Origin of the sequence: Methanolobus sediminis (assembly GCF_031312595.1) — an archaeon.
Lineage (GTDB): Archaea > Halobacteriota > Methanosarcinia > Methanosarcinales > Methanosarcinaceae > Methanolobus > Methanolobus sediminis.
The window spans coordinates 2,238,763-2,262,096 of the sequence record NZ_CP133592.1; the positions used below are offsets into that span (position 1 = coordinate 2,238,763).

At 39.6% G+C, this 23,334-nt stretch carries 25 protein-coding genes; 14 read left to right on the forward strand and 11 right to left on the reverse strand.

The genetic code is table 11. From position 1 onward, the window contains the following. The first annotated feature begins 28 nt into the window (after positions 1–28). Entirely contained in the window at positions 29–301 is a 273-nt protein-coding gene (locus RE474_RS11140; protein ID WP_309310440.1) for a hypothetical protein, read from the forward strand. A gap of 48 nt (positions 302–349) precedes the next feature. On the opposite strand, the gene RE474_RS11145 is transcribed toward RE474_RS11140, so the two are convergent. Then, positions 350–1,270 carry a ribonuclease Z gene (locus tag RE474_RS11145; protein WP_309310441.1) on the reverse strand — a complete coding sequence of 307 codons (921 nt, stop codon included), beginning with the start codon at positions 1,268–1,270 and terminating at the stop codon, positions 350–352. Positions 1,271–1,505: 235 nt separating this feature from the next. Here RE474_RS11145 and RE474_RS11150 point away from each other — a divergent pair, with 235 nt between their 5' ends. From RE474_RS11150 to RE474_RS11165, 4 genes are all read left to right on the forward strand, one after another. Next, complete coding sequence (locus RE474_RS11150; protein WP_309310442.1) at positions 1,506–1,880, forward strand: 30S ribosomal protein S8e; 375 nt, start codon at positions 1,506–1,508, stop codon at positions 1,878–1,880. A 61-nt stretch (positions 1,881–1,941) separates the two neighbouring features. After that, entirely contained in the window at positions 1,942–2,433 is a 492-nt protein-coding gene (locus tag RE474_RS11155) for an Lrp/AsnC family transcriptional regulator (RefSeq protein WP_309312251.1), read from the forward strand. Between the two features lie 36 nt (positions 2,434–2,469). After that, a complete protein-coding gene (locus RE474_RS11160) occupies positions 2,470–3,645 on the forward strand; it encodes an aminotransferase class I/II-fold pyridoxal phosphate-dependent enzyme (RefSeq protein WP_309310443.1) in 1,176 nt (391 codons plus the stop codon). A gap of 477 nt (positions 3,646–4,122) precedes the next feature. Continuing rightward, a complete protein-coding gene (locus tag RE474_RS11165; protein WP_309310444.1) occupies positions 4,123–4,638 on the forward strand; it encodes a GNAT family N-acetyltransferase in 516 nt (171 codons plus the stop codon). A gap of 138 nt (positions 4,639–4,776) precedes the next feature. On the opposite strand, the gene RE474_RS11170 is transcribed toward RE474_RS11165, so the two are convergent. After that, positions 4,777–5,523 carry a class I SAM-dependent methyltransferase gene (locus tag RE474_RS11170; protein ID WP_309310445.1) on the reverse strand — a complete coding sequence of 249 codons (747 nt, stop codon included), beginning with the start codon at positions 5,521–5,523 and terminating at the stop codon, positions 4,777–4,779. Between the two features lie 186 nt (positions 5,524–5,709). Between RE474_RS11170 and RE474_RS11175 the strand changes: the two genes are divergently transcribed. After that, complete coding sequence (locus RE474_RS11175) at positions 5,710–6,543, forward strand: TrmB family transcriptional regulator (RefSeq protein ID WP_309310446.1); 834 nt, start codon at positions 5,710–5,712, stop codon at positions 6,541–6,543. 557 nt (positions 6,544–7,100) lie between these two features. Here the strand turns inward: RE474_RS11175 and RE474_RS11180 are convergent. Together RE474_RS11180 and RE474_RS11185 are read right to left on the reverse strand one after the other, a co-directional pair. After that, positions 7,101–7,808 carry a cobalamin B12-binding domain-containing protein gene (locus RE474_RS11180; protein WP_309310447.1) on the reverse strand — a complete coding sequence of 236 codons (708 nt, stop codon included), beginning with the start codon at positions 7,806–7,808 and terminating at the stop codon, positions 7,101–7,103. A 143-nt stretch (positions 7,809–7,951) separates the two neighbouring features. Further along, positions 7,952–8,992, reverse strand: coding sequence for an AI-2E family transporter (locus RE474_RS11185; RefSeq protein WP_309310448.1), 1,041 nt, complete (start codon positions 8,990–8,992; stop codon positions 7,952–7,954). 123 nt (positions 8,993–9,115) lie between these two features. Between RE474_RS11185 and RE474_RS11190 the strand changes: the two genes are divergently transcribed. Continuing rightward, a complete protein-coding gene (locus tag RE474_RS11190; RefSeq protein WP_309310449.1) occupies positions 9,116–9,946 on the forward strand; it encodes a YihY/virulence factor BrkB family protein in 831 nt (276 codons plus the stop codon). Positions 9,947–10,084: 138 nt separating this feature from the next. Beyond that, a complete protein-coding gene (locus RE474_RS11195) occupies positions 10,085–10,570 on the forward strand; it encodes a TspO/MBR family protein (RefSeq protein WP_309310450.1) in 486 nt (161 codons plus the stop codon). 126 nt (positions 10,571–10,696) lie between these two features. Here the strand turns inward: RE474_RS11195 and RE474_RS11200 are convergent, their stop codons facing one another. Beyond that, positions 10,697–10,996, reverse strand: a complete 300-nt coding sequence (locus RE474_RS11200) for a carboxymuconolactone decarboxylase family protein (RefSeq protein ID WP_309310451.1) — start codon at positions 10,994–10,996, stop codon at positions 10,697–10,699. A gap of 124 nt (positions 10,997–11,120) precedes the next feature. On the opposite strand from RE474_RS11200, the gene RE474_RS11205 reads away from it, so the two are divergent. From RE474_RS11205 to RE474_RS11220, 4 genes are all read left to right on the forward strand, one after another. Next, positions 11,121–11,732 carry a TetR/AcrR family transcriptional regulator gene (locus RE474_RS11205; protein ID WP_309310452.1) on the forward strand — a complete coding sequence of 204 codons (612 nt, stop codon included), beginning with the start codon at positions 11,121–11,123 and terminating at the stop codon, positions 11,730–11,732. A 3-nt stretch (positions 11,733–11,735) separates the two neighbouring features. Further along, a complete protein-coding gene (locus RE474_RS11210; protein WP_309310453.1) occupies positions 11,736–12,722 on the forward strand; it encodes an ATP-binding cassette domain-containing protein in 987 nt (328 codons plus the stop codon). Positions 12,723–12,724: 2 nt separating this feature from the next. After that, a complete protein-coding gene (locus tag RE474_RS11215; protein ID WP_309310454.1) occupies positions 12,725–13,474 on the forward strand; it encodes an ABC transporter permease in 750 nt (249 codons plus the stop codon). Between the two features lie 388 nt (positions 13,475–13,862). Further along, positions 13,863–15,455 (forward strand): PAS domain-containing sensor histidine kinase, encoded by a 1,593-nt coding sequence (locus tag RE474_RS11220; RefSeq protein WP_309310455.1) that lies wholly within the window; start codon positions 13,863–13,865, stop codon positions 15,453–15,455. Here RE474_RS11220 and RE474_RS11225 read toward each other — a convergent pair. Together RE474_RS11225 and RE474_RS11230 are read right to left on the reverse strand one after the other, a co-directional pair. Continuing rightward, positions 15,424–17,130, reverse strand: a complete 1,707-nt coding sequence (locus RE474_RS11225) for a sensor histidine kinase (RefSeq protein ID WP_309310456.1) — start codon at positions 17,128–17,130, stop codon at positions 15,424–15,426. The genes RE474_RS11220 and RE474_RS11225 overlap by 32 nt on opposite strands. Before the next feature lie 168 nt (positions 17,131–17,298). Further along, the gene (locus RE474_RS11230; protein WP_091709730.1) at positions 17,299–17,670 is read right to left on the reverse strand and encodes a helix-turn-helix domain-containing protein; all 372 of its coding nucleotides are present in this window, start codon (positions 17,668–17,670) and stop codon (positions 17,299–17,301) included. Positions 17,671–17,793: 123 nt separating this feature from the next. On the opposite strand from RE474_RS11230, the gene RE474_RS11235 reads away from it, so the two are divergent. Then, on the forward strand, positions 17,794–18,501 hold the full coding sequence (locus tag RE474_RS11235) for a DUF5591 domain-containing protein (RefSeq protein WP_309310457.1): 708 nt from the start codon (positions 17,794–17,796) through the stop codon (positions 18,499–18,501). A gap of 136 nt (positions 18,502–18,637) precedes the next feature. Here RE474_RS11235 and RE474_RS11240 read toward each other — a convergent pair whose 3' ends face one another. Further along, positions 18,638–19,366 carry an RAD55 family ATPase gene (locus tag RE474_RS11240; protein ID WP_309310458.1) on the reverse strand — a complete coding sequence of 243 codons (729 nt, stop codon included), beginning with the start codon at positions 19,364–19,366 and terminating at the stop codon, positions 18,638–18,640. Positions 19,367–19,672: 306 nt separating this feature from the next. On the opposite strand from RE474_RS11240, the gene hmgA reads away from it, so the two are divergent. Continuing rightward, positions 19,673–20,917, forward strand: coding sequence for a hydroxymethylglutaryl-CoA reductase (NADPH) (hmgA, locus tag RE474_RS11245; RefSeq protein WP_309310459.1), 1,245 nt, complete (start codon positions 19,673–19,675; stop codon positions 20,915–20,917). Positions 20,918–21,001: 84 nt separating this feature from the next. Here hmgA and RE474_RS11250 read toward each other — a convergent pair whose 3' ends face one another. From RE474_RS11250 to RE474_RS11260, 3 genes are read right to left on the reverse strand one after another with little or no spacing between them, the layout of a single operon-like run. After that, positions 21,002–21,784, reverse strand: coding sequence for a cohesin domain-containing protein (locus RE474_RS11250; RefSeq protein ID WP_309310460.1), 783 nt, complete (start codon positions 21,782–21,784; stop codon positions 21,002–21,004). A gap of 13 nt (positions 21,785–21,797) precedes the next feature. Beyond that, entirely contained in the window at positions 21,798–22,001 is a 204-nt protein-coding gene (locus tag RE474_RS11255; RefSeq protein WP_309310461.1) for a DUF8180 domain-containing protein, read from the reverse strand. Positions 22,002–22,040: 39 nt separating this feature from the next. Beyond that, positions 22,041–23,282, reverse strand: a complete 1,242-nt coding sequence (locus RE474_RS11260) for a 3-isopropylmalate dehydratase large subunit (protein WP_309310462.1) — start codon at positions 23,280–23,282, stop codon at positions 22,041–22,043. Between the last annotated feature and the right edge of the window lie 52 nt (positions 23,283–23,334).

The following is a 23,334-nucleotide window of genomic DNA, read 5'->3' on the forward strand; positions in this document are numbered from 1 at the left end:
TTAAAACCTGAAAATATATCGGAGAGCTATGTCTGAGGTAAATGAATCTGATCGCTTTGAATGTGTCATAGTCAATGTGATTGACACACTTATGTGGAAAGGAGTCACTGTTGAAGAAGTAGAGTCTGGCGGTCGTGTGTATTTCGGTAAGGTCAAACCTGAAGGGTTTGATTATATGCCCGGCGATATTCTATATATAGGTGTCAAACGCCTTCCATATGATCTCGAAGATATGGAAATATCAATGGAAGTCTCACTTTACGATTCCAAGGATAAGAGACTCGACTGGACCTTCCTTTAAAACAGATCAAGTTCTCACTTTTTAATCTTTGTTTTATGTGTATCGTGTTTAGGCCTTGTCCCGATAGGGTACGTCAAGTTCCATAAGGTCCTCGGCGACGATCACATTCTCAAATATCTTTTTAGCTTCTTCAAGCAACTGTGCAGGATTATCAGAATACCTGGAACTTATGTGTGTAAGTACAAGTTTCAGGACATTAGCTTCTTCTGCAAGGGCTGCTGCTTCTTCTGAAGTTGAATGCATGGACTCAATGGCCCATTCCTGCTGGTCACTGGCAAGTGTTGAGTCATGAATTAGAAGATCTGCGTCCTTACTGGCTTCAAGTATTGCTTTGCAGGGACGTGTATCGCCTGTATAGACAATTTTTCTTCCGGGCCGCATTTCTCCCACTACATCTTCAGAGTGTATGATCTTTCCATCAATTTCCACGGATTCTCCTTTGTGGAGTTTTGAAAAAAGAGGCCCGGGTGGAACTCCAAGTTCAATGGCTTTCTGACGGTCGAATTTGCCGGGACGCATATTCTCAACCAGTGCATATCCAAGGCTTGGAATACTGTGTTCGGTTTTGAGTGCTACGATGGAGTATTCATCTCTTTTAACTACATCTCCCGGTGACAGGTCAATGGCATCTATCTCGAATTTCAGTTTGTAGTATCCAAGGGAGCTGAGTATCCTTGCAAATTCATGAATCCAGTGAGGGCCGTATATTTTAAGCGGTTCTGTTCTTCCGTGAAAGGACATTGTCTGTATGAGGCCGGGAATTCCAAGCATGTGGTCGGCATGAAAATGAGTTATGAATATGGATGATAGTGCTTTCATCCCCGTTTTGGCCCGCATCATCTGTTGTTGTGCCCCTTCTCCGCAATCAAAAAGCATAAGCTCGCCTTCACGATTGATCATGATGGCCGATGGATTGCGTTCCGGGGTTGGAAGGGACCCTCCTGTTCCTAGAAATGTTACGCGAAGCATACATTGATATAAGCGCTGGACTTATTTATGAATTGTCTATGAAAGACAATGGGAAAGATGATTCGCCTTTCCACTTTTGCTGTTCCTGTAGCAAGGAAGTACATGTACTTCATCACTCGTAAAGTTCATATAGCATCTTATTATTAAAGGAACGTCCATAAATCATACCAGATTTAATCCGAGTTACAAGGTTAATTCAATTCATACTTATATAACAATCATAAGAGGATATATCATGAAATGGCAAGGTAGATCTAGAAGAACCTACACAGGTGCTAAAGTCAAATCCGCTCGCAGCAAAAGAAAGTTCGAGCTTGGTCGCGAATCTGCTGACACTCACATCAATGAAGTAAAGAGAAAGAATGTTTCCACAAGAGGCGGAAACAGAAAGGTAAGGCTTCTCCAGTGCAACGTTGCAAACGTAACAGATGCACAGGGTAAGACCCAGAAGACTACCATCGAAACCGTTACCGGTAATACTGCAAACGAGCACTACGTCAGGCGTAACATCCTTACAAAGGGCTCAGTTATCAAGACCCCTCTTGGTAGTGCAAAGATCACAAGCCGTCCAGGTCAGGATGGTGTTGTGAACGCGGTATTGCTCGAGTAATCGGGCATTCTTTTTTCTTTTTAATTTGATTGTCTGGTTTTATGGGGTTGCTAAATAAATGATGGATAATAAAACACGTCATGTTCTGGAATGTCTTGAAGAGGATGCAAAAATAAGTCATGAAGAAATTGCGACCCTTGCAGGACTTACTATAGATGAAGTTGATAATATAGTAAAAGAGCTTGAAGAAAGCGGAGTTATCCGCAAATATAAGACTGTCATTGACTGGGATCTTGCAGGCGATGAGAATGTTTATGCAATAATCGAGCTTGAGGTCAGTCTTGAAAGATCAATAGGTTACCTGCCTCTTGTTGAGCGTTTGTACAGGTTCCCTGAAGTCCGTTCTGTGAGACTTCTTTCCGGACAATACGATCTTTCACTTACAGTATCTGGCAAGACAATGAAGGAAGTTGCTTTTTTCGTTGCCGAGAAGATCTCTACTCTTGAACAGGTACAGCATACAACAACTCACTTTGTCCTGAAAACCTATAAAGAGGATGGTGTTATCCTCCACGAGCAGGATCATGTTTCACGTTTACCGGTGACTCCATAATTAATAGCTGGGTCACATTTACAGGATGTATAATATATGAGAAAAGCATGCACCCCTTCTAAATTTGTAGCTGATGTTATGAACAAGGTGCCTCCTTCAGGCATTCGTCGCTACTTTGATCTTGCATCAGGTCTGGAAGATGTTATTTCCCTTGGTGTAGGTGAGCCGGATTATGTGACTCCCTGGCACATAAGAGAGGCGTGCATCCACTCACTTGAATGTGGTGAAACCTCATATACTTCAAATTACGGTCTCATTGAGCTTCGTGAAGAACTGGCAGATTATTATGCTGCAAAGTATGGGGTCAATTACAACCCGAATACAGAGATTCTTGTAACTTCCGGTGTAAGTGAAGCTCTTGATGTGGCTATACGTGCTATCACCAATCCCGGTGACGAGATCATTGTTGTACAGCCTTCATATGTTGCATACGTTCCTTCAGTGATGTTTGCAGGCGGTGTTCCTGTAATTGTCTCAACAAAGCTTGAGAATAATTTCAAGCTTACAGCTGAAGAACTCGAAGCAGCTATCACTCCAAAGACCAAAGCAGTAATTATCAATTATCCGAATAACCCAACGGGTGCCACCATGGGCAAAGCTGACCTTGAGGCTATTGCTGATGTTGTGTGCGAGCACGATATTATGGTGATATCTGATGAGGTCTATGATTGCCTGACCTATAATGGTGGACACACATGTTTTTCCTCCCTTGAGGGTATGCGTGAGAGGACAATCCTGCTGAACGGTTTTTCCAAGGCATATGCAATGACCGGTTTCAGAATGGCATACGCAATGGCATCCCCAAAGATTATCAGTGCCATGATGCTGATTCACCAGTATTCAATGCTCTGTGCTCCAATCACCGCTCAAATAGGCGCTATCGAAGCCCTCAAGAACGGTCACCACGAAATGGAGAAAATGGTCCGTGACTATGACCGTCGTCGCCATCTCATAGTAAGTGGCTTGAACCGTATCGGACTTAAATGCTTTGAACCAAAGGGTGCATTCTACGTATTCCCGTCAGTCGAAAGCACAGGCCTGAGCTCCGAGGAGTTTGCCGAGCGCCTCATGAACGAGAAGAGAGTCGTTACAATCCCGGGCAATGTCTTCGGTGAAGCCGGCACAGGTTTCCTCAGATGCTCCTATGCAACTTCCAAAGACGAGATAGAGAAGGCTCTGGAAAGGATTGAAGCGTTTGTTAATGGGCTGTGAAAGCGAGGGTACTTTGATTTTTTATCTTTTTTAGGTCGCATGAAGCTGATTTTCTAATCATCTCTAGATGCATCACAATAATCTTAGTTGAATTGTGATAAGAAATAATTTGTACGATGGCATGTAATCTATGTGCTCTATAAACTCCGTTTTTTTCAGGCGTGTCCAATAAAAAAAGATGAGATTCTCTAATGTAGACTCCACTACATGAAGAAGAATGCTGAAGCTGATAAAATATTTACTATGAATACTCATATCAGGAAAAGGCTAGGAATATGAGGAAGGTATATGCGTACATATTATGTGGTTCTATCATATTTAAATAAATCAATGAAAGTGAGGACAATAACCAAATTATAAAATATCCTGAACATTGAATCGTTTTTAAATTGGAGGGCATAAATGAAGCTAAAATGGAACAGGAACAATATTGTTTTTAGTTATTGTGCATAAGCAGATTTAAAAGATATAGCCTCAATGCTTTCAAAACAGAGTGTATGCAAATATTTGTTTTTCGGACCGAATACAGAAGAAGTTACGATGGCGTATTTTTTGCCATTGATAAGTTCAATAGATGATTCCTTAAAGGATGATAAAATTCCGGATTTTCATGTATTCGCCATCAGGGGAAAAGATACAGACACTTTTATAGGGCAATGCGCATTGATTCCAATAGAATTCACGAACGGAAATTACCTTATTGGATACCAGATTGATGATAGCCAATGGAGAAAAGGATATGGATATGCTGCTTGTGAGTTTTTGGTATATTATGCATTTGATGTAATCGATGCATTCAGGATTACCGGGGATTGTGCAGAAGGAAACATAGGGTCTGAAAAAACAATGATCAAAGCAGGTTTACAGTCAGAAGGACGACAAAGAAAATATTGGTTAAATGATGGCAAATGGCATGACCGATTACTTTTTGCTTTAATGAAAGACGATGTTTCAGAACAAAGAATGAAAATATTGGTAGATCAGTATATGTAATTCGGAATGTGTCGGCAAATTAAGTTATAAAGATAGTAATCACTGTCGGATTACTATTTTTCAAACATTTTTTATTAATAGGTATTATCACTTCGGCCATAATTCAATTTATTTCTTCATAAGTTTAAGTATACGCTATTAGAGTTTGTTCTTCTGAAAAATGTAGAATGCATAACCATATTCATCCGGGCGTTCTCTGAAGAGTTTAATCTCTTTTCTGTTAAACTCAAGTATCATTTCTGCCTCAGTGTTTCCTTTGTAGTTATCACTGATCTCATCAACTCTTTTTTCCAGATTATCATAAAACTCGTACCAGGCAGAAACTGGCAGTTTAAAGTTATCAATGACATCATATCCTGCTGCCGTGATAACTTTTTCAGTGTCAGGTATGTTCATTATTCCGGGATATATTTCCTGCCAGAATTCAACAACTTCCTCAGAAGGTTCGTTTGTGAACCATGTGTTCTCCGTCACTGCCATATAGCCACCACTTTTAAGGAACTGTTTCCAGTAGCTGATCCCCTTTTCAAAGCCAAGGATAAAGATGGAGCCTTCTGCCCAGATCACGTCGAATTCTCCTGCTTCAAAAGGCAGGTCATCCATGGAAGCACAAACTGTACTGATCCTGTCATCAAGGCCTTCTTTAGCTGCATTTTCCATAAGTTTATCCAGAAAAGGCTGGTAAATATCAGTTGCAGTGATATAACAGTCCTTGCAGATCTTCGCAAGGTGTATTGTCTGCATACCTACACCACATCCAATATCAAGGATCTTAGTACCTGCGGGAAGAGAAGAAAGCATATTAAATGCTTTTTCAGTACATTCATTACTACCCGGGCCCTGTCTGGGTAACCCATCAAATATCTCAAAAATTGCTGATTCCATTTTTGCACCTATATTCACCATTTATTTAGCTTGTATAACTATGTAATAAAGTCAATATGATTTTTTGATAATTGAATTGATACGTACATTGATACTTACAAATTTATATGTTCAAGCAGTGATTCTTAATACCTCGCAGAATAGATAACAATTTTACTTTACGATAAACTAAAAAGTAGTGAAAAGATGGATGAAAAGTTACTTGCAAATATCGGTTTAAACAAATATGAAAGAACCGTTTACTGGACGCTTTTGAAAAAAGGGGAGCTGGAAGCAAGTAAATTATCACAATTATCACGAGTTCCCATTGGAAAGATCTATGAGATTTTGAGTGATTTAAACAAGTATGGCCTTGTGGATATAAAACCTTCAAGACCACGAAAATACAGGACTGTTGATACGAAAATTGCTTTTGAAGTTATGTATCAAATAAAAGAAGAAGAAGCACTCAATGAGCTCAAACTACTCCGGGAAGCATTTGCTGAAATTGAACGGCAACTTTCCAATGACGATTCTCCAAAGCATGTTGAAACAATATTCTGGCCCGACAAGTTTTATGATGATGAACTAAAAGAGACAGTTAATTCCTTTTTTGAGGATATTGAGCATGAAATATGTGTTGTTACTCCCACTAAGTATAAGCCAGGAGTATCAGAACAATATGATGATTCAATGTCAGTATTCAGCAAGGCTTACTTAAGTTTGGCACAACGTGGCATTCATGTTAAAATTATAGATTCCTACTCTCAACTGTTACCGTCAATAAAAGAACTTATTAATTCAATAGAAAACGAATCGGTCAAAAGTAATTTACAGAAATTCATGGAAATAAGAATTCTGGAAACAAAGCATGATTTCGTAATCTTTGATTCAAAGACTCTCTTTTTAGATATTGAAGATCAGATCAACACGGGTACCAGTCTCGGTATGACACAAATTCATGATGAGTCATATACAAAGCGTTTCAAGGCTAAATTCGACGACCTCTGGACTAAGGGAAAGCGATTTGATTTCACATAAACAGTTTCAGGTTATGAGCTTCTTATTGATGCCTGCTGGTTTGTAATCTCATTGAATATTACAAACGCTGCCACTATCTCATAATAGGCAGCCTGAACAGGATCGGACTCAAATGCTTTGAACCAGCGGGTGTCTTCTGTGTTTTCTCATCTGTTTCGAGGGAATATATAGCTAAAATTGTAATATTTGCAATCTCTACGTACCTTCTCTCTAAACATCAAATCTCATAATGATGAGTCTCATAATACACTACAATGTAGATATATTTATATATAACTATTTCATACTATGGTATGAGGCCACAAATCCTCTTTGACCAGGACTTTGCTGACCATAGGTGGTACGATGTGTTCATCGGAAAACGCTGAAGAGAAAAACGTAAAAAACGTCTTAAAATAACAGAACGCAGGCAGATTCCCTCTGCATTCCCTAACATCATCTCTCTCAAAAACGCTTTCATTTTTGCCTGCGTTCTGACTCTTCGGCTATTAAACATCAATTTTCTGCAATTTCTGGTTACTTTACAAAAAATAAACTTTATCAGGTTATATTGGTAATCAGTAGCAAACATTCTCAGAACAGTTCTTTTTGTTGATGGCCAATGCTTCTTCTTTTTCAGGCCACATAAGAGAATTTACCTTTCTGACCGCATCGGATGCATTGTCCCCGTATATGTCAGCACCAATTTCCTTGGCCCATTCGGAGGTGACAGGTGTTCCTCCAACCATTGTCTTCAACTTATCCCTGATGCCTGCTTCCTTGAGACTCTCCTCAAGTGTTAGCTGATTAGTCATAGTGATGGTCATCAGGGCAGATGTTGCAATCACATCCGGATGAACCTTTATAGCTTCCTCCACAAAGGTTTCTATAGGCACATCCACACCAAGATCAATTACCTCATAGCCATCTATTTGAAGAGATGTTGCAACTATGTCCTTGCCAATGGAGTGTATATCGCCTTCTATGGTGCCAAGAAGCACAATACCTTTAGATTTTATCAGCGAGTTCTTTTTAGATGCCGGCATCAAAACAGTGGTGGCTGCTTCCACTGCTTCTGCAGCAACTATCATATGTGGAAGATAAATCCTTCCTTCATCAAACAGACCCTTCATCAACGAGAGTGCAGCATGAAAACCATGCTCTAAAAGATATTGAGTATCAATTCCAAGTTCCAATGCTTCATATGCAATTTCACATGCTTCATCGACATTAAGGTCTAAGGTTGCTTCTATTGCTCTGTCAAGGAATTCTTTTGTAGGTAGCACAGGATCACTTCAGAATACAATACTTGTTTTCAATTTTCTATTTGATTTTCTCGGAAATCAGCAATTGTATTCCGTAAAGGTTCTATATAAAAATAACCGCTGTTATGATTGTAAAAATAACATCAATCTCTGTAAAATGTCGTTTAATCTGTATCTGTCTTATTTTCAGACAGGTACTCTTCATTGAACATTTTTGCCATAAGGGCAACGTATGATATCAGCAAAGGCCCGATAAAAATTCCCAGAAGACCGAATAGATTGAGGCCAATGATAACTCCGATGAGTGATTCCAGTGGATGGATCCTTCCAACTTTGTCCTGTATTATCGGCCTCAGGAAATTATCAACCGAACTGAGAATAATTCCTCCGATGAATATCCCTACGGCTGTAAAATAGTCATGTTGAGCTATCTGAATAATGACTGCAGGAATCCATATCATCGTGGCTCCTACAACAGGCAGGAATGATAATAACATAGCCACAAATCCCCAGAGGAATGCTCCGGAAACTCCAAGCAGCAGGAATGTAAGAGTGAGCAATCCGCCCTGTACAACAGCAATAATTCCTGAACTTATAAGTGTTGCATTGACAATATTTGTAAATTCCTTTTGTAATAATGCTGTGTTCTCTCTGCTGAAAGGTATTGCATTTGTAAGTTTTACAGAACAAGTTGAATTTGCGCCAACAAACAGGTAATAGAGCAGGAAATACATAATAATAAATTCTATAACCCTCTGTCCAAGGCTTTGGACTGCATTTAAAAGTAATATGCTGAAATAGTTTGCTGCTGCTGTCACTATCTCTGCCAGTTTTGCCTGCAGATCTATCTCAATTGGCAGGCTGGATAAATGAACTTGACTTATATAGGTATTGATATTTGAAACCTGGGTCAGTAAAGTGTCCGTATCAAAAAGCATACTCTGTATCTGGATTATAATTATAGTCATCAGGAAATACAGGGGTATCATTATAAGGACAATAGTAAGAAGAATTATCGTAAAAGCAGCCACACTTTTGTTTATCTTCTGTTTTGTAACAAGGTACGTGTATAAAGGTTTAAAAACAACGTACAGGATAAATGCACCGAAAAATGCGTTTATGTAAGGATATAATGCATATACAAGAACTGCTGCAAGTATGGAAAGCATTAGTAGTGCCTGAAGCATCTTACTTGTATTGTTCATTACTTTCTACATTCTTTTTTCTGCTATTTAAGACTATTATTCATGTATATTATTCTCTTCTGACAACTAATATATTCTATAGAATAAATATTCTTACAGATGCTATCTCCATTTGAAGATATAATGAAAACGACGCTGGACAGGTGGACGAAAGAGGATGGGATCACAAATAGTGCATCCCTTTCTTTCCATGCACTTATAGGTATTCCCTCGTTGCTCCTTTTCACATTATTTATTGGAAGTATCTTCCTGAAACAACAATTACTTCAAGCAGCCATCCTGACAGATGTATCAGTTTTTGCAGGTGATGTTGCAATAGAAGCATTAAATACCCTCTTTACTCAACTTTCTGTGAGCAGCCCCAGTAACTTTGGAATCGTATTCAGTTTTCTGATATATCTATGGAGTGCAGGTAATATCTTTTTTCAGATAAAAAAACTGATTAACAAAATGTGGGGCCTTACTCCGTCAAATAAACATTGGCTACATCAGTTTTTCCATACAAGGTTATCTGCTTTGATCGGAGCTCTTGCATTTGGTATAATAGTGTCAGTGAGCACTCTGTTCGAGATGATATTCTTTGTTATATCTGATGCCTTACAGGCAGCATTTTCAGTATCGGTAAATTCGATCCAATATGCAAGCTTTGGTATAAACTTCCTTACTCTTATCCTTCTTTTCATGTACCTTTTCAGAATACTCCCAGATGCAACCATGGATATCAAATATGTGTTTATGGGCTCATTGCTTACGGTATTGTTATTGACGCTGGGAAAATATGTAATAGGCATCTATCTGTCCTACAGCAGCATAACAACGGTTTACGGGACCATTGGTTCAATACTTGTAGTTCTCCTGTGGATATACATGTCCTCCATCATAGTAACTTTCATGATAGTATTCATGGGAGTGTATGCTGATTATGATTCTCATATGCGGGGTAAGGTTTTGTAAGTCAGTGTATGATTGTGATGTATGAAGTGTATGAGTAATCATACGTTTGTGATATGATTAAACGTATGTCTTTTCTTCTGCTTGATGCATAATTATAAGTGTTCTTCAATATTACCTGTATGTTGGAGTGCTTCAAAAATGAATGTTTCAAATGTAAATTGGAAGCAATTGATAATTTCAATAGTCATCTGCCAGATACCGGGCATATCAGGTGGATTTTTCACCGTAAGAGCAATTCCGACCTGGTATGCATATCTTCAAAAACCTGCCCTTATTCCTCCAAACTGGAGTTTTTCAATTGTTTGGACTCTTCTTTATCTGCTAATGGGAATTTCACTTTATATTGTCTGGCAAAAAGGAAGGTCTGTTCCGTATATAAAAACAGCAATGTCAATCTTCATTGTCCAATTATTCTTTAATTTCCTGTGGTCTTACCTGTTCTTTGGGCTGCGTTCACCGCAACTGGGGCTTGCAGGAATAATATTACTCTGGATTTTGATCGTTGTGAATATTATTCAGTTCTACCGCATCTCAAAACCTGCGGGATTATTGCTTGTACCTTACATTCTCTGGGTATCCTTCGCAGCTTATCTCAACTATGGGATCATGGTTCTGAATCCCTGAGCAAATCGCCAGAGTTATGATAATAATTGAATTTTGCTTCGCCTGAACTGAAAAAAAGTGAGTTTAAGATTTGTTAAGTAAATTAGGAGGGGTTATTAAAAAACTCCTCCTTTTGTAAATCTCGGTCTATAGTATTTCTCTCAGGGCATTAGCCGCGGTGTAAACACTTCCAATACCCCCTATGTAGTTTGCAATACGTACTGCTTCCATTATCTCTTCTTTTGTTGCACCGGCTTCCATAGCCTGCATTGCAAGCACCTTCACTCCGTTCTCGGCACCATGGTCCGCATCAAGTGCCAGTGCAATGAGGAACTTGTATTTAATTGGTATGCTGCCCTCAGAGAGTGCATTCTCCCCACTTGCTTCAATTATTTTGAAAAAATCGTTGTCTTTATCCTGTATTATTTTCAATGGGTGTTCATTCATCTTGTTCACTCCAGTTACATATTCTAAGAAAAGTCTTTTATCTACTTTCTGGTATTCACAACGCTTAAATATGACTGGGGTCATTTATGACTACGGTCATTTTAATATCCGTAAATGAGGTTGCATGTCTCTGCGAGAACAAAAGAAAAAAGAAACCCGGGACAGGATATTTGAAACATCAAGCCGCCTGTTCAAAGAAAAAGGATTCGAAGGCACAACGGTTGATGAGATCACAAAGGAAGCCGGTATTGCAAAAGGTACTTTTTTCAATTATTTTCCGACAAAAGAGTCGCTTCTCTCATATTTCAGAGAACAGAGGGAAGAATTCATTATCAATATAATGCAGGATCAGATGGCCCGTGAAATTCCTGTAAGGGAAAAGATAGAGAACTTTCTGATTCATGTGGCAGAGTACTACGAAAAGGACAGGGAACTTCTAAGGTTGCTGTTCTTTGAGCAGAGAAGACTCTTAATGTCTTCAGGTCACAGTCTGTCGCATGGAGATCACAGGAAAAAGAAACAGGAACTCTTTATTGGCATGCTGGCTGATCTTACAATTGAAGGCATGCAAAAAGGAGAAATAAAGTCTGACATAGATCCTAAACTGGTAGCACAGACACTCCATGCAGTCTACTTCCATTCCCTTATGACCTGGTTGCATTCGGAGGACGATTATTCATTTTCAAAGGATATGTCAGCAAAGATCGATATCATATTCGAAGGTATTGGTGTATGAAAAATGTATGCAATTGAAGTTGAAAACCTGGTACGGAAATTCGGTGATTTCACCGCCGTAGATAACCTGTCTTTCAGCATAAAAAAAGGTGAGGTATTTGGTCTGCTCGGTCCCAACGGAGCCGGAAAGACCACAACAATGTCCATGCTTTCAACAATGCTTCCTCCAAGTTCGGGAAAAGCTTCAGTGAATGGTTTTGACATTCAGAAGAATCAGGACAATGTCAGGAAATCCATAGGGATAGTTTTCCAGGACCAGAGTCTGGATGAGGAGCTTACAGCTTACGAGAACATGGATTTCCATGGAAGACTTTACCGTATTCCTAAAAATACAAGACAAAAAAAGATCACTGAGCTCCTGAAACTTGTGGAGCTTTACGATAAGAAGGATAACCTTGTGAAAACATACTCCGGTGGTATGCGCCGTCGTCTTGAGATAGCACGTGGTCTCATGCACGAGCCGCAGGTACTTTTCCTTGATGAGCCGACCCTTGGCCTTGACCCGCAGACAAGGAACCACCTATGGGATTACATTGACAAACTGAACAAGGAAAAAGGTATCTCAATAATCCTGACAACTCATTACATGGATGAAGCAGACAAGCTTTGTCATCGAATAGCTATAATTGACAAAGGTAAGATCATTGCCCTTGATACTTCTGAAAATCTCAAGAATGATATTGGAGGTGATGTGATCACTATAATTTCTCCTGAAAGGGATGATCTTTATTCAGCAATAAAATCCATGCCCGAGATCAAAAACATTGAGCTCCACGATTCCTCTATAACCATAGGGATACAGAATGCTGAAAAACATGTTGCTCACATAGTCAATATTGCATCTGCAAACAATATTGAAATCAAATCTCTTTCCATTAACAAACCAACACTTGAAGATGTTTTCCTGCACTTTACAGGCAGAACCATCAGGGAAGAAGAAGCCAATTCTAAAGATAAGATGCGAATGATACGAAAGGCAGGGAGGAGATAAAAATGGATATCGTTTACACTATATGGTTAAGGAGCGTAAAGCGTTACATCCGTTCAAAAAGCAGGCTCATAGGCAGTCTTGGAATGCCATTGTTCCTCTTTTTAGTGCTTGGTTTCGGGCTTAATTCAGTTGTTGTAATGCCTGGTATGGAGCAGGGTTACATTGGATTTATCATGCCCGGTATCATCTCCATGAGCGTTCTTTTCACATCCGTCTTTGCAGGCATACAGATAATATGGGACAAACAGTTCGGTTTCCTGAAAGAGACTCTGGTGGCACCTGTGTCAAGATTTGAAATAATGCTTGGCCAGACCGTAGGAGGAGCTACAACAGCCGTTATTCAGGGACTTATCATTCTTGGACTCTCACTTTTCATGGGTTTGGAGATAAACAATATTCCAGGATTTTTCGTGGCGATAATCTTCATGACACTTATTGGGCTGGCATTCACAGCATTTGGAATTGCCATTGCTTCAAGAATGGATGATATGCACGGGTTCCAGCTTATTATGAACTTTGTGATATTCCCTATATTTGGTTTGTCAGGCGCTCTTTTCCCAATAGACAGCCTGCCGGAATGGGTAAGGTCACTTACATTGCTGGATCCTCTTACATACGGTGTAGAAGGTATAAGGTACGGCCTGCTTGGAACATCTCAGATCGATCCTGCTGCAAGTTTTGGTATCCTCTCAGGGTTCACAATACTTATGGTTATAGTGGGTTCTTACATGTTCAGGAAGATCAGTATATGATTTGAATTATTGATGTTCTGGTTGACTGATAATTGTAAACCAGAGGTTGTTATACAATTAATATAATAATAAATACTAATTAATAATGATCTTTCTCATTTTTTTAATTGTTCAAACAATGTCTGGAAATTCATTTTCTTCAAACCTTTATTTTTGGTCAACAATCGGCATAAAATAGCAATGTTTTTATAAAATAATTTCTAAAGCACATATGAAAAATAGTAAGACTTATGTGCTGTTTGTATCTGAAAAAGAAAAGTCTTCTCATTTTGAGGATTATATAGGACTGCTTGGTATAGGTCTGTCCTGAAAAGATGAACATAAATCTGGTGGCTCATATGAATGGTGATTTTTATTCATCTGGAATAACTTTGAACAGGGATAAATTATGGATTTAGAAAATGTTAATGTTTCTGGGGATGATCCTCTTGGAAAATCCAGTGAAAACTCTGACGTTTTGGATATCAAAAAGATAACAAATGCTGTCTTTGAGTATGCGCCTAATACTGTTCTGATTATCGGGAAAGATTTTCGTATTGAAAAGATAAACAAGGCAGGTTCAGATCTTGTAGGACGTGATCCGGGATCAGTACCGGGTATACTTGGCGGAGAGGTACTCTTATGTGTGAACTCTGTTCGTGGCAATGGATGTGGCAAGACCTCTGAATGTTCACTGTGCAACATCCGTAATATTGTGGTCGATACTTTCAGGACAGGCAAAGATCATCATCATCTTGAAGGAAATATGGATATTCTTTTGGCAGATGGCACTGTTTCCAGCAGGAGTTTTATTGCATCTACTACTTATGTACATCTTGATGCCGAAAGTAAGGTTATTCTTTATCTTGATGACATAAGTGAACGTAAAAAGGCAGAGAAAACTCTTAAGGAAATAGAAGAGCGCTTTAAGATACTTTATGAAAATATGCCAGGTGGCACTCTTATCATCGGGAAGGATTACATTATTGAAGAAGTGAACCATCGAACCTGTGAGATTACAGGTTATAAAAGAGAGGAATTAATAGGGCAACTATGTGATATTGTCTGTCCTAAAGGTTCATTATCTAAAAAATGTCCTATATGGGTGGATGGTCTTGAAGGTTTTCAGGGAATGGATACCGCCATAAAATGCAAGAATGGTACCAAGACTCCAATTCTTAAAAACTCAAAAAGAATACTTATTGAAGGAAATCAGTTCATCCTTGAAAATTTCCAGGATATTTCTGAAAGTAAAGCTGCTGAAGAGGCTATTATCAATTCCAAGATCATGGCCGAAGAGGCTAACAGAACAAAGAGTGAATTCCTTGCAACCATGAGTCATGAGCTGCGTACACCATTAAATGCTGTTATCGGTTATTCTGATCTTTTGCTGGAAGAATCATATGGTGATCTCAATGCGCAGCAGAAAAGGTCTCTTGGTCATATATCCCACAGTGGAAAACATTTGTTAAAGCTTATCAATGATATTCTTGACATTTCAAAGATAGAATCGGGGAAAATGGAATTACATTATGAGGATTTCTATGTGGATGAGATATTTGGCAATGTCCTTAACATAGTTTCTCCATTTGCAAGAAAAAAAGCTATCAAACTCCATACTTCCATTGATCCGGAAACATTATCTCTTACAGCCGATAAAATTCGTTTTAAGCAGATACTGTTCAATCTTGCAAGCAATGCTGTAAAGTTTACTCATGATAGTGGTCATGTAACATTGAAAGCATGTCTTAATGGTGGTATGGCTGAATTTTCAGTAGTGGATAATGGCATTGGTATTTCACCGGATAATATTGAGAAACTTTTCATGCCGTTCCAGCAGATCGATTCCACCATCTCAAGGAAATATGACGGAACAGGCCTTGGTCTCTCACTTGTAAAAAGGTTTGTTGAAATGCATGGCGGAGATGTTTTTGTAGAAAGTGAGCTAGGTAAGGGTAGTACATTTTCTTTCAGATTACCGTCGGATGTAGTAACGCATTAGTTCGTTTTATTATCTCATTCTGTGCAGGAATTACCAGATGGAAAGTGCTGCCCTTTCCAGGTTCACTTTCAAGCCAGATGCTTCCTTTGTGGATCTCTACCAGTTTCTTCACAAGGGCAAGGCCAAGTCCGCTACCTCCATATCTGCGGGTCGGGGAACCATCAACCTGGACAAAAGTATCAAAGAGTTTAACTTTGTCATTATCGGATATTCCGATTCCGTTATCTTTCACATCAATAAATAAGGCATTTCCATGATTATGCCTTATATCGACCCATATCCTCCCATGCTCTGGTGTGAATTTAATAGCATTTGTAATCAAATGATGGAATGTGATCTTCAGTTTGGATTTATCGGCATAGATCGTCCTTATGTCGGGATCAAGTGTAAAATCAAGTTTTATGTTCTTTTTAATTGCTATGGATCTTGCAACCTTCTGGATGTCATAGACCATATCAGGCAGGGAGAAATCACTTATCTCTAGTTCCATTTTACCATCTTCGATCTCTGCAATGTATATCAGGGAATTTATCATCTCGAGAAGCATTGAACCACCCGATTTTATTATCCCTGCAAACTTCACCTGTTGTTCGTCCATTAATTTATTTTCTTCAAGCAACAGGTCAGAATATCCTAAAATAAGACTAAGGGGTGTCCTGAGTTCATGGCTCACATTGGACAGGAACTCACTTTTTGTGCGCGAGGCGTTCTCTGCAAGCATCTTGGCAGCTATCAGTGCATCCTCTGCTTGCTTTTCGATGGTTTTATCCTGTAAAGTCTCAATAGCTCCGATCGTGTTTCCTTCTATATCTTTAAGGGGGGCAGCGGTGAAATATAACCATTTGCTCAAAAGCGGAAAGAAATCTTCAGCTTCATATCCTTTCTCAATGAATGAGTTTTTAAGGTTTTTTTCCTCATAGAAATCCATGATACTTTCGATGTTGTTGTCGACGATCATGTCAGCCATGACTTGCCTTTTTTTTGGGTAGAATGCCAGCCATGGGTCTTTAGTACCGATCATTGTTTCGGCGGATATGGCAGTCGCCTTTTCACATGCTTTATTCCAATAGGTGACTTCATGTTCCTTGTTTATAACGAACATAGGAACAGGGAAATTGTTTACTATCTGGGTAAGCTCATTTCTCTTATTCTTCAATTCCTGTTCTATTCTTTTGTGCTCAGTGATGTCAACGGCATTTCCAAAAATCTGTGCTGTGCCATTGTTTTTTAATATGGAGCAGGTGCAATAGAACCATAGTTTTGTTTCATCTGCTTTTTTAGCCCTGAATTCAACATTTATTTTTAAAATATTATTCTTGATGCCGTTTATTATCTTTCCATATATAGTAGCAGCGTCATCAGGATGGATAAAAGAAAGAAATGTCTCCCAGTTATTGTAAATCGTGCCGGCTTCAAGTCCAAGAATATCATCGGCAACCGGGGATATGTATACATTTGTAAATTCACCTTTATCAACATCTGCTTTCCAGATGATGCTTGATATAGATGAGACCACCTGCCTGTAATTCTCTTCACTTTCAATGAGATTATTATTTATTCTCTCATTTCTAGTGCCATATGAGGACCCATGTTCATCAAAAGTGCCCTCGTACTTATCTCTAAGTTCTTGTAGTTCTTGAATTAACTGCTCTTTGCTTTTATCTGCATCTCTCATGATTCCGCACCGCAAGAGAATATTAATTGCAAGTTTGTGTTCAACTTCAATACATAACACAATGTGTAACAGTTACATATGTTCTGATATTATATAGTTATTAACTCTTAAATTAAAGTAAAAACTCAAGTATATCTTCTAACTGTGGTTTAAAATATCCTGGCAGAATCAGGAAAGCAGTTCCTTATCGAAATTCTCGATAAGGTCATTCATTTTCTTGTACCATTGGTCTATGTTCTTGCGGATCATCTCTTTTACAACAACAGGTTCGATTCCCACATATTCATAGTAGTATCCGCCAATGGATATGGACTTTGTTTCCCTGTAAACAAGACCGGCTGATATCAGGTTTTGTAGTGAACGATATGCCGTACTACGCTCACGACCAAGAAGTTCCCCGAGTTTTTCTGCGGTCATGGGGCCGTTTTCCAGAAGTGCTTTGTAGGTGCTGATGTCAAGCTCTTTCAGACCGAGAACACACTTTGCCATATCTTCGCATTTACATTCTGCTCTCAGCATTTCAGGTATAGAACTTGCCATGTTTTTCCTCATCTATTTGTAATTTTTATTCTAAACACTGTGTCGGTACTGTTGTACAGTTTGCACAAAACCGAATAGAGATTGCGTCAATTATATATATAGTTTGCCAGATTTTCTCTCTGCTTGACAATAATACCTGAAGATGAACGTTCCAGTCTTCCACTGGATACTGATGAAATAATATATCATCCTGATATGATACGTGCCAATGAGTGGATACTAACCGAGTATAAACCACCGGTAAGGGACTTTTGCATATTTGTTCCCTGTGCAAAAAAGAAGCCTTATCATGAAAGTCCTTCTCACAAGATATTCGATAAAGTGATATTCGGGACGCTGGATCCTGAAAAAGTACATGTTGTGGTATTCGGGACATGCGGCATAACTCCGCGTGAGCTTGACACTGAATATCCTTTCATGGATTATCAGTTCATGCTCGGTAAATGCAATGTTGCCAAAATAAAAAGGGATTTTATCAAGATGGAAAGCCAGAGACTGGCAGAGTATCTTGAGAAGACCCGGGACAACTACAAGCATCGGATCGCTTATTGTATAGGTGACTTCAGAAAGGCAATGGAACTTGCGGTTGAGATATCCGGTGTTGAAGTGACCATTGTTCCTAAAGAAGAAACCATTAACTCACATGTTCAGCCAGGCAAGACATTCATTTACGGTAGTCTTAACCAGACAAGCTATCTTCAGGATTTCTCAGATGCAATTGCAGCATCTATGGGAAAAGAGTTATCTCAGGATTGTTCCGAATCAAAAAGCTCAGAAGAAGAAGAAGAAGAAAATACTAGTGTAAATGATAACGACTGGTATATCATCTGATTGCTGATATTTTTAGTTTCCTAACTAAAATACTTTTATCGAGTCAACAGGCTGTATTAGACTATTAGATAAATGCAAATATTTAGTTGAAATCTACAAAAGAACAGATAAAAAGTGGCAAAAATGCAAATGCCACTTATTCAAGGTATGGTGACTGGGCAAGCACTGACATGCCACTGTCTGAGATACTGAGTACACGGACTTCATTAATGGTGCCTGATCCCCTCATCTTCATGACGTAGATAGAACGCTGAAGGTTATTTCCTGCCATAATACGTCCAAGTTTTATAACAGAATCTGCACCGTATTCTACCATTTCATCAAGCCCGAACATTGAACCTACAGTTATTACAGAGGTAACATTGTGTTTACGGAAAACGCTAAACACGTCGTCAATGAGTGTTCTGAGTTTGTAATTTGACTCAATTGCCAGGAACAGTGCTTCCACGGAGTCTATGAAGATACGTGTTGGCTGTATATCTTCTATCTTGCTTTCAACAAGTTTCTTAAAGCTTTTAATAAGCTCAGATGGAGCTATTTCAACACTCTTCTGGAGGCGAAGACTTGGATCGGTGATGTCTACAAAGGTCAAAAGACCTTGTTCAACATATTCTTCAAGATTCCATCCAAAAGATGTTTTCATTTCTTTTACAATAGATTTTGATTCTTCAGAGGTGATGATACACATTACCTTTTCACCATTCTTTGCTCCCTCTACAATGAACTGTGTTCCAAATATCGTTTTACCTGTACCAGAATCACCTGATACGACATTTGCAGTTCCTTTAAAGAATCCTCCACGTAACATTTCATCCAGTCCGGAAATACCGGAATTCACTCTTTCTGATGGATCGGCATCTGTCATATTACCACTCTTTATATCTCTCTGATCAATTTCTAATAGTCATATCCCAAACATATTCTGTTAATGAGTAAGTCCTTTAATGATAGGACTTATTGATTATTATCCTTACTTTTTAGAATATCGTTTATTATGTTATCCTAATATAAAAAATCACGTATTTAATTTTATTTCTTGGGAACTTGGGACTTAAATCTTCATCAGATGCCGAAAAGTACAGGGCGTGAACTATTTGTATTATTGATGCCAAGTTCACATTTATAAAAAACGTAATGGGATGCTGTTTGTTTAATTCACTGGAGTTTATATATGACATCAAGAATGGATTTGAACAGGGAAAAAAAAGAGTTACTTGCAGGAGTAATTTCCGGCGAGATTTCTTATCATAAGCTTGACAGCCTTACTGACAAGGAAACGGCTGTTATGATCAGAAGATTTGCTCTTGAGGAAGTATCAGGATTTAATTTTGATCATATACAGAATTTCTCAATTGATGTTGAGAATGCAACAAAAAAGAATGTAGAGAACATGATAGGCGTTATCCAGGTGCCTCTGGGTGTAGCAGGTCCTCTTAAAGTGAACGGGGAATTTGCTAATGATGAGTTCCACCTGCCTCTTGCAACCACTGAAGGTGCACTGATTGCCAGTGTGAACAGGGGATGTTCTGTCATTACCATTTCCGGTGGTGCAAATGTCAGGGTGTTCCAGGATGTTATGACCCGTGCTCCGGTGTTCAGGCTGGAGAATGTTATCAGGGCAAAGGAATTTGCAGATTGGCTACAGGACCCTGAGGTTTTAACTCGAATGAAAGCAAAGGCATCTGAAACAACTCGCTTTGGTGAGTTAGTGGATGTAAAGCCATTTGTGACCGGTAATTCGGTATATGCCCGTTTTTCCTATGACACGAAAGATGCCATGGGTATGAATATGGTAACTATTGCCACAGATGCAGTTCTCAGTCTGATAGAAGATGAGTTCGGTGCAATTCCAATCTCACTTTCGGGAAATATGTGTGTTGACAAGAAACCTGCGGCAATAAACAATATTCTTGGAAGGGGAAAGACTGTTGTTGCAGATGTGACAATACCTGCGGAACTTGTTGAGAAACGTCTGAAATGCAAACCCGAGATCATGGTAGAGGTAAATTACCGCAAGAACCTTCTTGGTTCTGCACGTGCAGGTTCTCTGGGTTATAATGCTCATGCTGCAAACATCATAGCTGCAATGTATATTGCATGTGGACAGGATCCGGCTCATGTGGTAGAAGGCAGCAGTGCCATAACAACCATGGAACTGACAAAATATGGCGATATTTACTGTTCAGTAACTCTCCCTGCAATGGCCATAGGTACTGTAGGAGGCGGCACTAATCTTGGACCTCAGCATGAATGCCTGAGACTTCTTGGTGCTAATGGGTCAGGCACTCCTCCGGGTTCTAACGCTAAAAAGCTTGCAGAGATTATTGCTTCTGCTGTGCTGGCAGGTGAGATATCACTTGTAGGTGCACAGGCCGCAGGTCATCTTGCAAAAGCCCATGCTGAACTTGGAAGATAAGTTCAGAGCTTTTACTTTAAACGCAACCAGCTTAAAAAAAGCTAAAAGGGACTTATTTCCCTTTCTTTACTTATTTTTGCGAACTTACTTTCTTTTTCTGTCAAGGACATATGCCAGAGCCAAAAATGCTATTGCTGCAACTGCAAGTATACTGATATTTGAGGTGCTGCTTGTCGTCTCAGGAGCAGACGCCGTTTCCTGCGCATCTGTATTGTCTGTGGTATCCTGTACACTCTGAAGTGTGGTTTCCTCTTCAGCAGCAGGAGTAATTTGTTCATTGGCTGGTGAGTCTGTATTTTCATCCTGTCTGACAACAATCTTCAAATCAGTACCATCGCCGTTGTCTTTGTTAGTAGTATCGATTTCATCGCTGATGCTTACCATTGCATCATAGGTGACTGCATCCAGCTCATCACCTTTGTCATCTCCAACGACTATATTTTCAATTCTGATTTGAGAGGTTCCAGTTTCTTCGGAAGCTTTCATTGCTATACTACAGAATGTGCCTTCTTCTGATGTTCCATCTCCCATAATAAGAGTTCCATAGATCTGAGTTGCAGTTCCCCCGTCGTTATCGAAAGTTCCGGGGTTGAACATCACAGGAGAGCCTGTACTTGAGAAAAAATCCCCTTCTTCAATACTTTTGATAGTTACAAGTGAACTGTCAAATTCCAGATCAAACTGGATACCTGCAACCTGGGTGTCAGGTTTGACGTATATGTTCAGTGCGAACTCCTCTCCCGGAGCTACAGTTTCAACTGATGGAAGTACGCTTACACTGGTGGAGGCACTTGCAGTTCCACTAAGGCACAAAATACATACCACCATTATAATGCTTGTGAAGAAAGTGAGAAATTTACCTGTCATTAACACATCCTGCTTATTCAAGCTTCTGTCTGGCTTTTTCAAGCAAAACAGAACATTCATCCATTTTCTTAGCAGCATTTCTGACATCTTCAGCTATATATGCATATCCTGCAGCTTCGATTTTCTCAGCCCATTCGTTGAAACTTTTACTATGGCTGTCATTATGTTCTATCCAGTGTCCCATCAGGTGCTCAAGTTTTGCCTTATCAAGTTCCATTTTGCTAACTCCACTCTTAATTTACGCGTTAATAAGATATCAGATTTCGCGCGGATCAGTAATCTCACCGGTAAGGGCAGATGCCGCAGCAGTTGCCGGGGATGCCAGGTAAATGAAGCCTCCTACACCCATTCTTCCCTTGAAGTTCCTGTTAGCTGTGGAAATACAGGTCTCTCCTTTACCAATAACTCCCATATGACCTCCAAGGCATGGTCCGCATCCTGGTGAGCCAATAACAGCTCCTGCTTCCAGCAGTGTCTCAACTATGCCTTTTCTGACAGCTTCTATCAACACATTGCGGGACGCAGGTACAATAAGTGTGCGTATGGCAACCTTTTCCCCTTTAAGTATGGATGCGGCGACCTCAAGGTCTTCCAGCCTTCCGTTTGTACAGGTGCCTATGAATGCCTGGTCAAGTTTTGTCGGCTTGATGTCAGATATGTCATGAACATTGTCGACCTGATGCGGAGATGCGATCTGTGGCTCAAGCTCATTCACATCAAAGGTGTATTCACTTGAGTATGTGGCATCTGCGTCCGCATAAACTGGTTCATATTCTTCCGCTGCGATACCATCAAGGAAATCAAATGTTGTTTTATCCGGTGGCACTATTCCTGCTTTTCCACCCATTTCAATAGCCATATTACTGAGTGTCATACGGCCTGACATGGACATGGAATCAATTGCAGTTCCATAGAATTCAGCAGCTTTGTAGGTTGCACCTGCAACACCTAGTGTGCCTATTATCTTAAGTATGAGGTCCTTTGCATAAACACCTTCCTTGAAATTGCCGTCAGCTGTTATCTTTATGCTTTCAGGGACCTTGAACCAGAGTTTTCCTGAAGCAAATATCTCTGACATATCTGTGGCACCGACGCCGGTTCCAAAAGCTCCGAATGCGCCATATGTACATGAATGCGAATCTGCGCCCACTACAAGTTTACCGGGGAGGGCAAATCCATTCTCAGGGAGTAACTGGTGGCATATTCCCTCTCCAACGTCGTAGAAATTACTTATCTTCTGCTCTTTAATCCATTCGCGGATCTCATGGTGAAGTGCAGCAGTGATGTCTGTATTTGCAGGTGTCAGGTGGTCAAAAGGAATAATTATCTTATCCGGGTTCCACACTTTTTCTTCTTCCATTTCCTTGAATGATTTTACTGCAAGGACGCTTGTGCCGTCATGTGCCATGGCAAAATCCACATCTGCGATTACAAAGTCATTTGCTTTCGCATTCTTACCGGATGCACGGCTAAAGATTTTCTCACTTATAGTGCTCAAAAGATTAACTCCATTATACAATTGCAAATTAGCGTAACAACGATGATACACT

Excerpts from the sequence above, each read along its gene's own strand:
- RE474_RS11140 (WP_309310440.1), top strand. The coding sequence starts at position 29 with ATGTCTGAGGTAAATGAATCTGATCGCTTTGAATGTGTCATAGTCAAT.
- RE474_RS11145 (WP_309310441.1), bottom strand. The coding sequence starts at position 1,270 with ATGCTTCGCGTAACATTTCTAGGAACAGGAGGGTCCCTTCCAACCCCG.
- RE474_RS11150 (WP_309310442.1), top strand. The coding sequence starts at position 1,506 with ATGAAATGGCAAGGTAGATCTAGAAGAACCTACACAGGTGCTAAAGTC.
- RE474_RS11155 (WP_309312251.1), top strand. The coding sequence starts at position 1,942 with ATGGATAATAAAACACGTCATGTTCTGGAATGTCTTGAAGAGGATGCA.
- RE474_RS11160 (WP_309310443.1), top strand. The coding sequence starts at position 2,470 with ATGAGAAAAGCATGCACCCCTTCTAAATTTGTAGCTGATGTTATGAAC.
- RE474_RS11165 (WP_309310444.1), top strand. The coding sequence starts at position 4,123 with ATGCTTTCAAAACAGAGTGTATGCAAATATTTGTTTTTCGGACCGAAT.
- RE474_RS11170 (WP_309310445.1), bottom strand. The coding sequence starts at position 5,523 with ATGGAATCAGCAATTTTTGAGATATTTGATGGGTTACCCAGACAGGGC.
- RE474_RS11175 (WP_309310446.1), top strand. The coding sequence starts at position 5,710 with ATGGATGAAAAGTTACTTGCAAATATCGGTTTAAACAAATATGAAAGA.
- RE474_RS11185 (WP_309310448.1), bottom strand. The coding sequence starts at position 8,992 with ATGAACAATACAAGTAAGATGCTTCAGGCACTACTAATGCTTTCCATA.
- RE474_RS11190 (WP_309310449.1), top strand. The coding sequence starts at position 9,116 with ATGAAAACGACGCTGGACAGGTGGACGAAAGAGGATGGGATCACAAAT.
- RE474_RS11195 (WP_309310450.1), top strand. The coding sequence starts at position 10,085 with ATGAATGTTTCAAATGTAAATTGGAAGCAATTGATAATTTCAATAGTC.
- RE474_RS11200 (WP_309310451.1), bottom strand. The coding sequence starts at position 10,996 with ATGAATGAACACCCATTGAAAATAATACAGGATAAAGACAACGATTTT.
- RE474_RS11205 (WP_309310452.1), top strand. The coding sequence starts at position 11,121 with ATGTCTCTGCGAGAACAAAAGAAAAAAGAAACCCGGGACAGGATATTT.
- RE474_RS11210 (WP_309310453.1), top strand. The coding sequence starts at position 11,736 with ATGTATGCAATTGAAGTTGAAAACCTGGTACGGAAATTCGGTGATTTC.
- RE474_RS11215 (WP_309310454.1), top strand. The coding sequence starts at position 12,725 with ATGGATATCGTTTACACTATATGGTTAAGGAGCGTAAAGCGTTACATC.
- RE474_RS11220 (WP_309310455.1), top strand. The coding sequence starts at position 13,863 with ATGGATTTAGAAAATGTTAATGTTTCTGGGGATGATCCTCTTGGAAAA.
- RE474_RS11225 (WP_309310456.1), bottom strand. The coding sequence starts at position 17,130 with ATGAGAGATGCAGATAAAAGCAAAGAGCAGTTAATTCAAGAACTACAA.
- RE474_RS11230 (WP_091709730.1), bottom strand. The coding sequence starts at position 17,670 with ATGGCAAGTTCTATACCTGAAATGCTGAGAGCAGAATGTAAATGCGAA.
- RE474_RS11240 (WP_309310458.1), bottom strand. The coding sequence starts at position 19,366 with ATGACAGATGCCGATCCATCAGAAAGAGTGAATTCCGGTATTTCCGGA.
- hmgA (WP_309310459.1), top strand. The coding sequence starts at position 19,673 with ATGACATCAAGAATGGATTTGAACAGGGAAAAAAAAGAGTTACTTGCA.
- RE474_RS11250 (WP_309310460.1), bottom strand. The coding sequence starts at position 21,784 with ATGACAGGTAAATTTCTCACTTTCTTCACAAGCATTATAATGGTGGTA.
- RE474_RS11255 (WP_309310461.1), bottom strand. The coding sequence starts at position 22,001 with ATGGAACTTGATAAGGCAAAACTTGAGCACCTGATGGGACACTGGATA.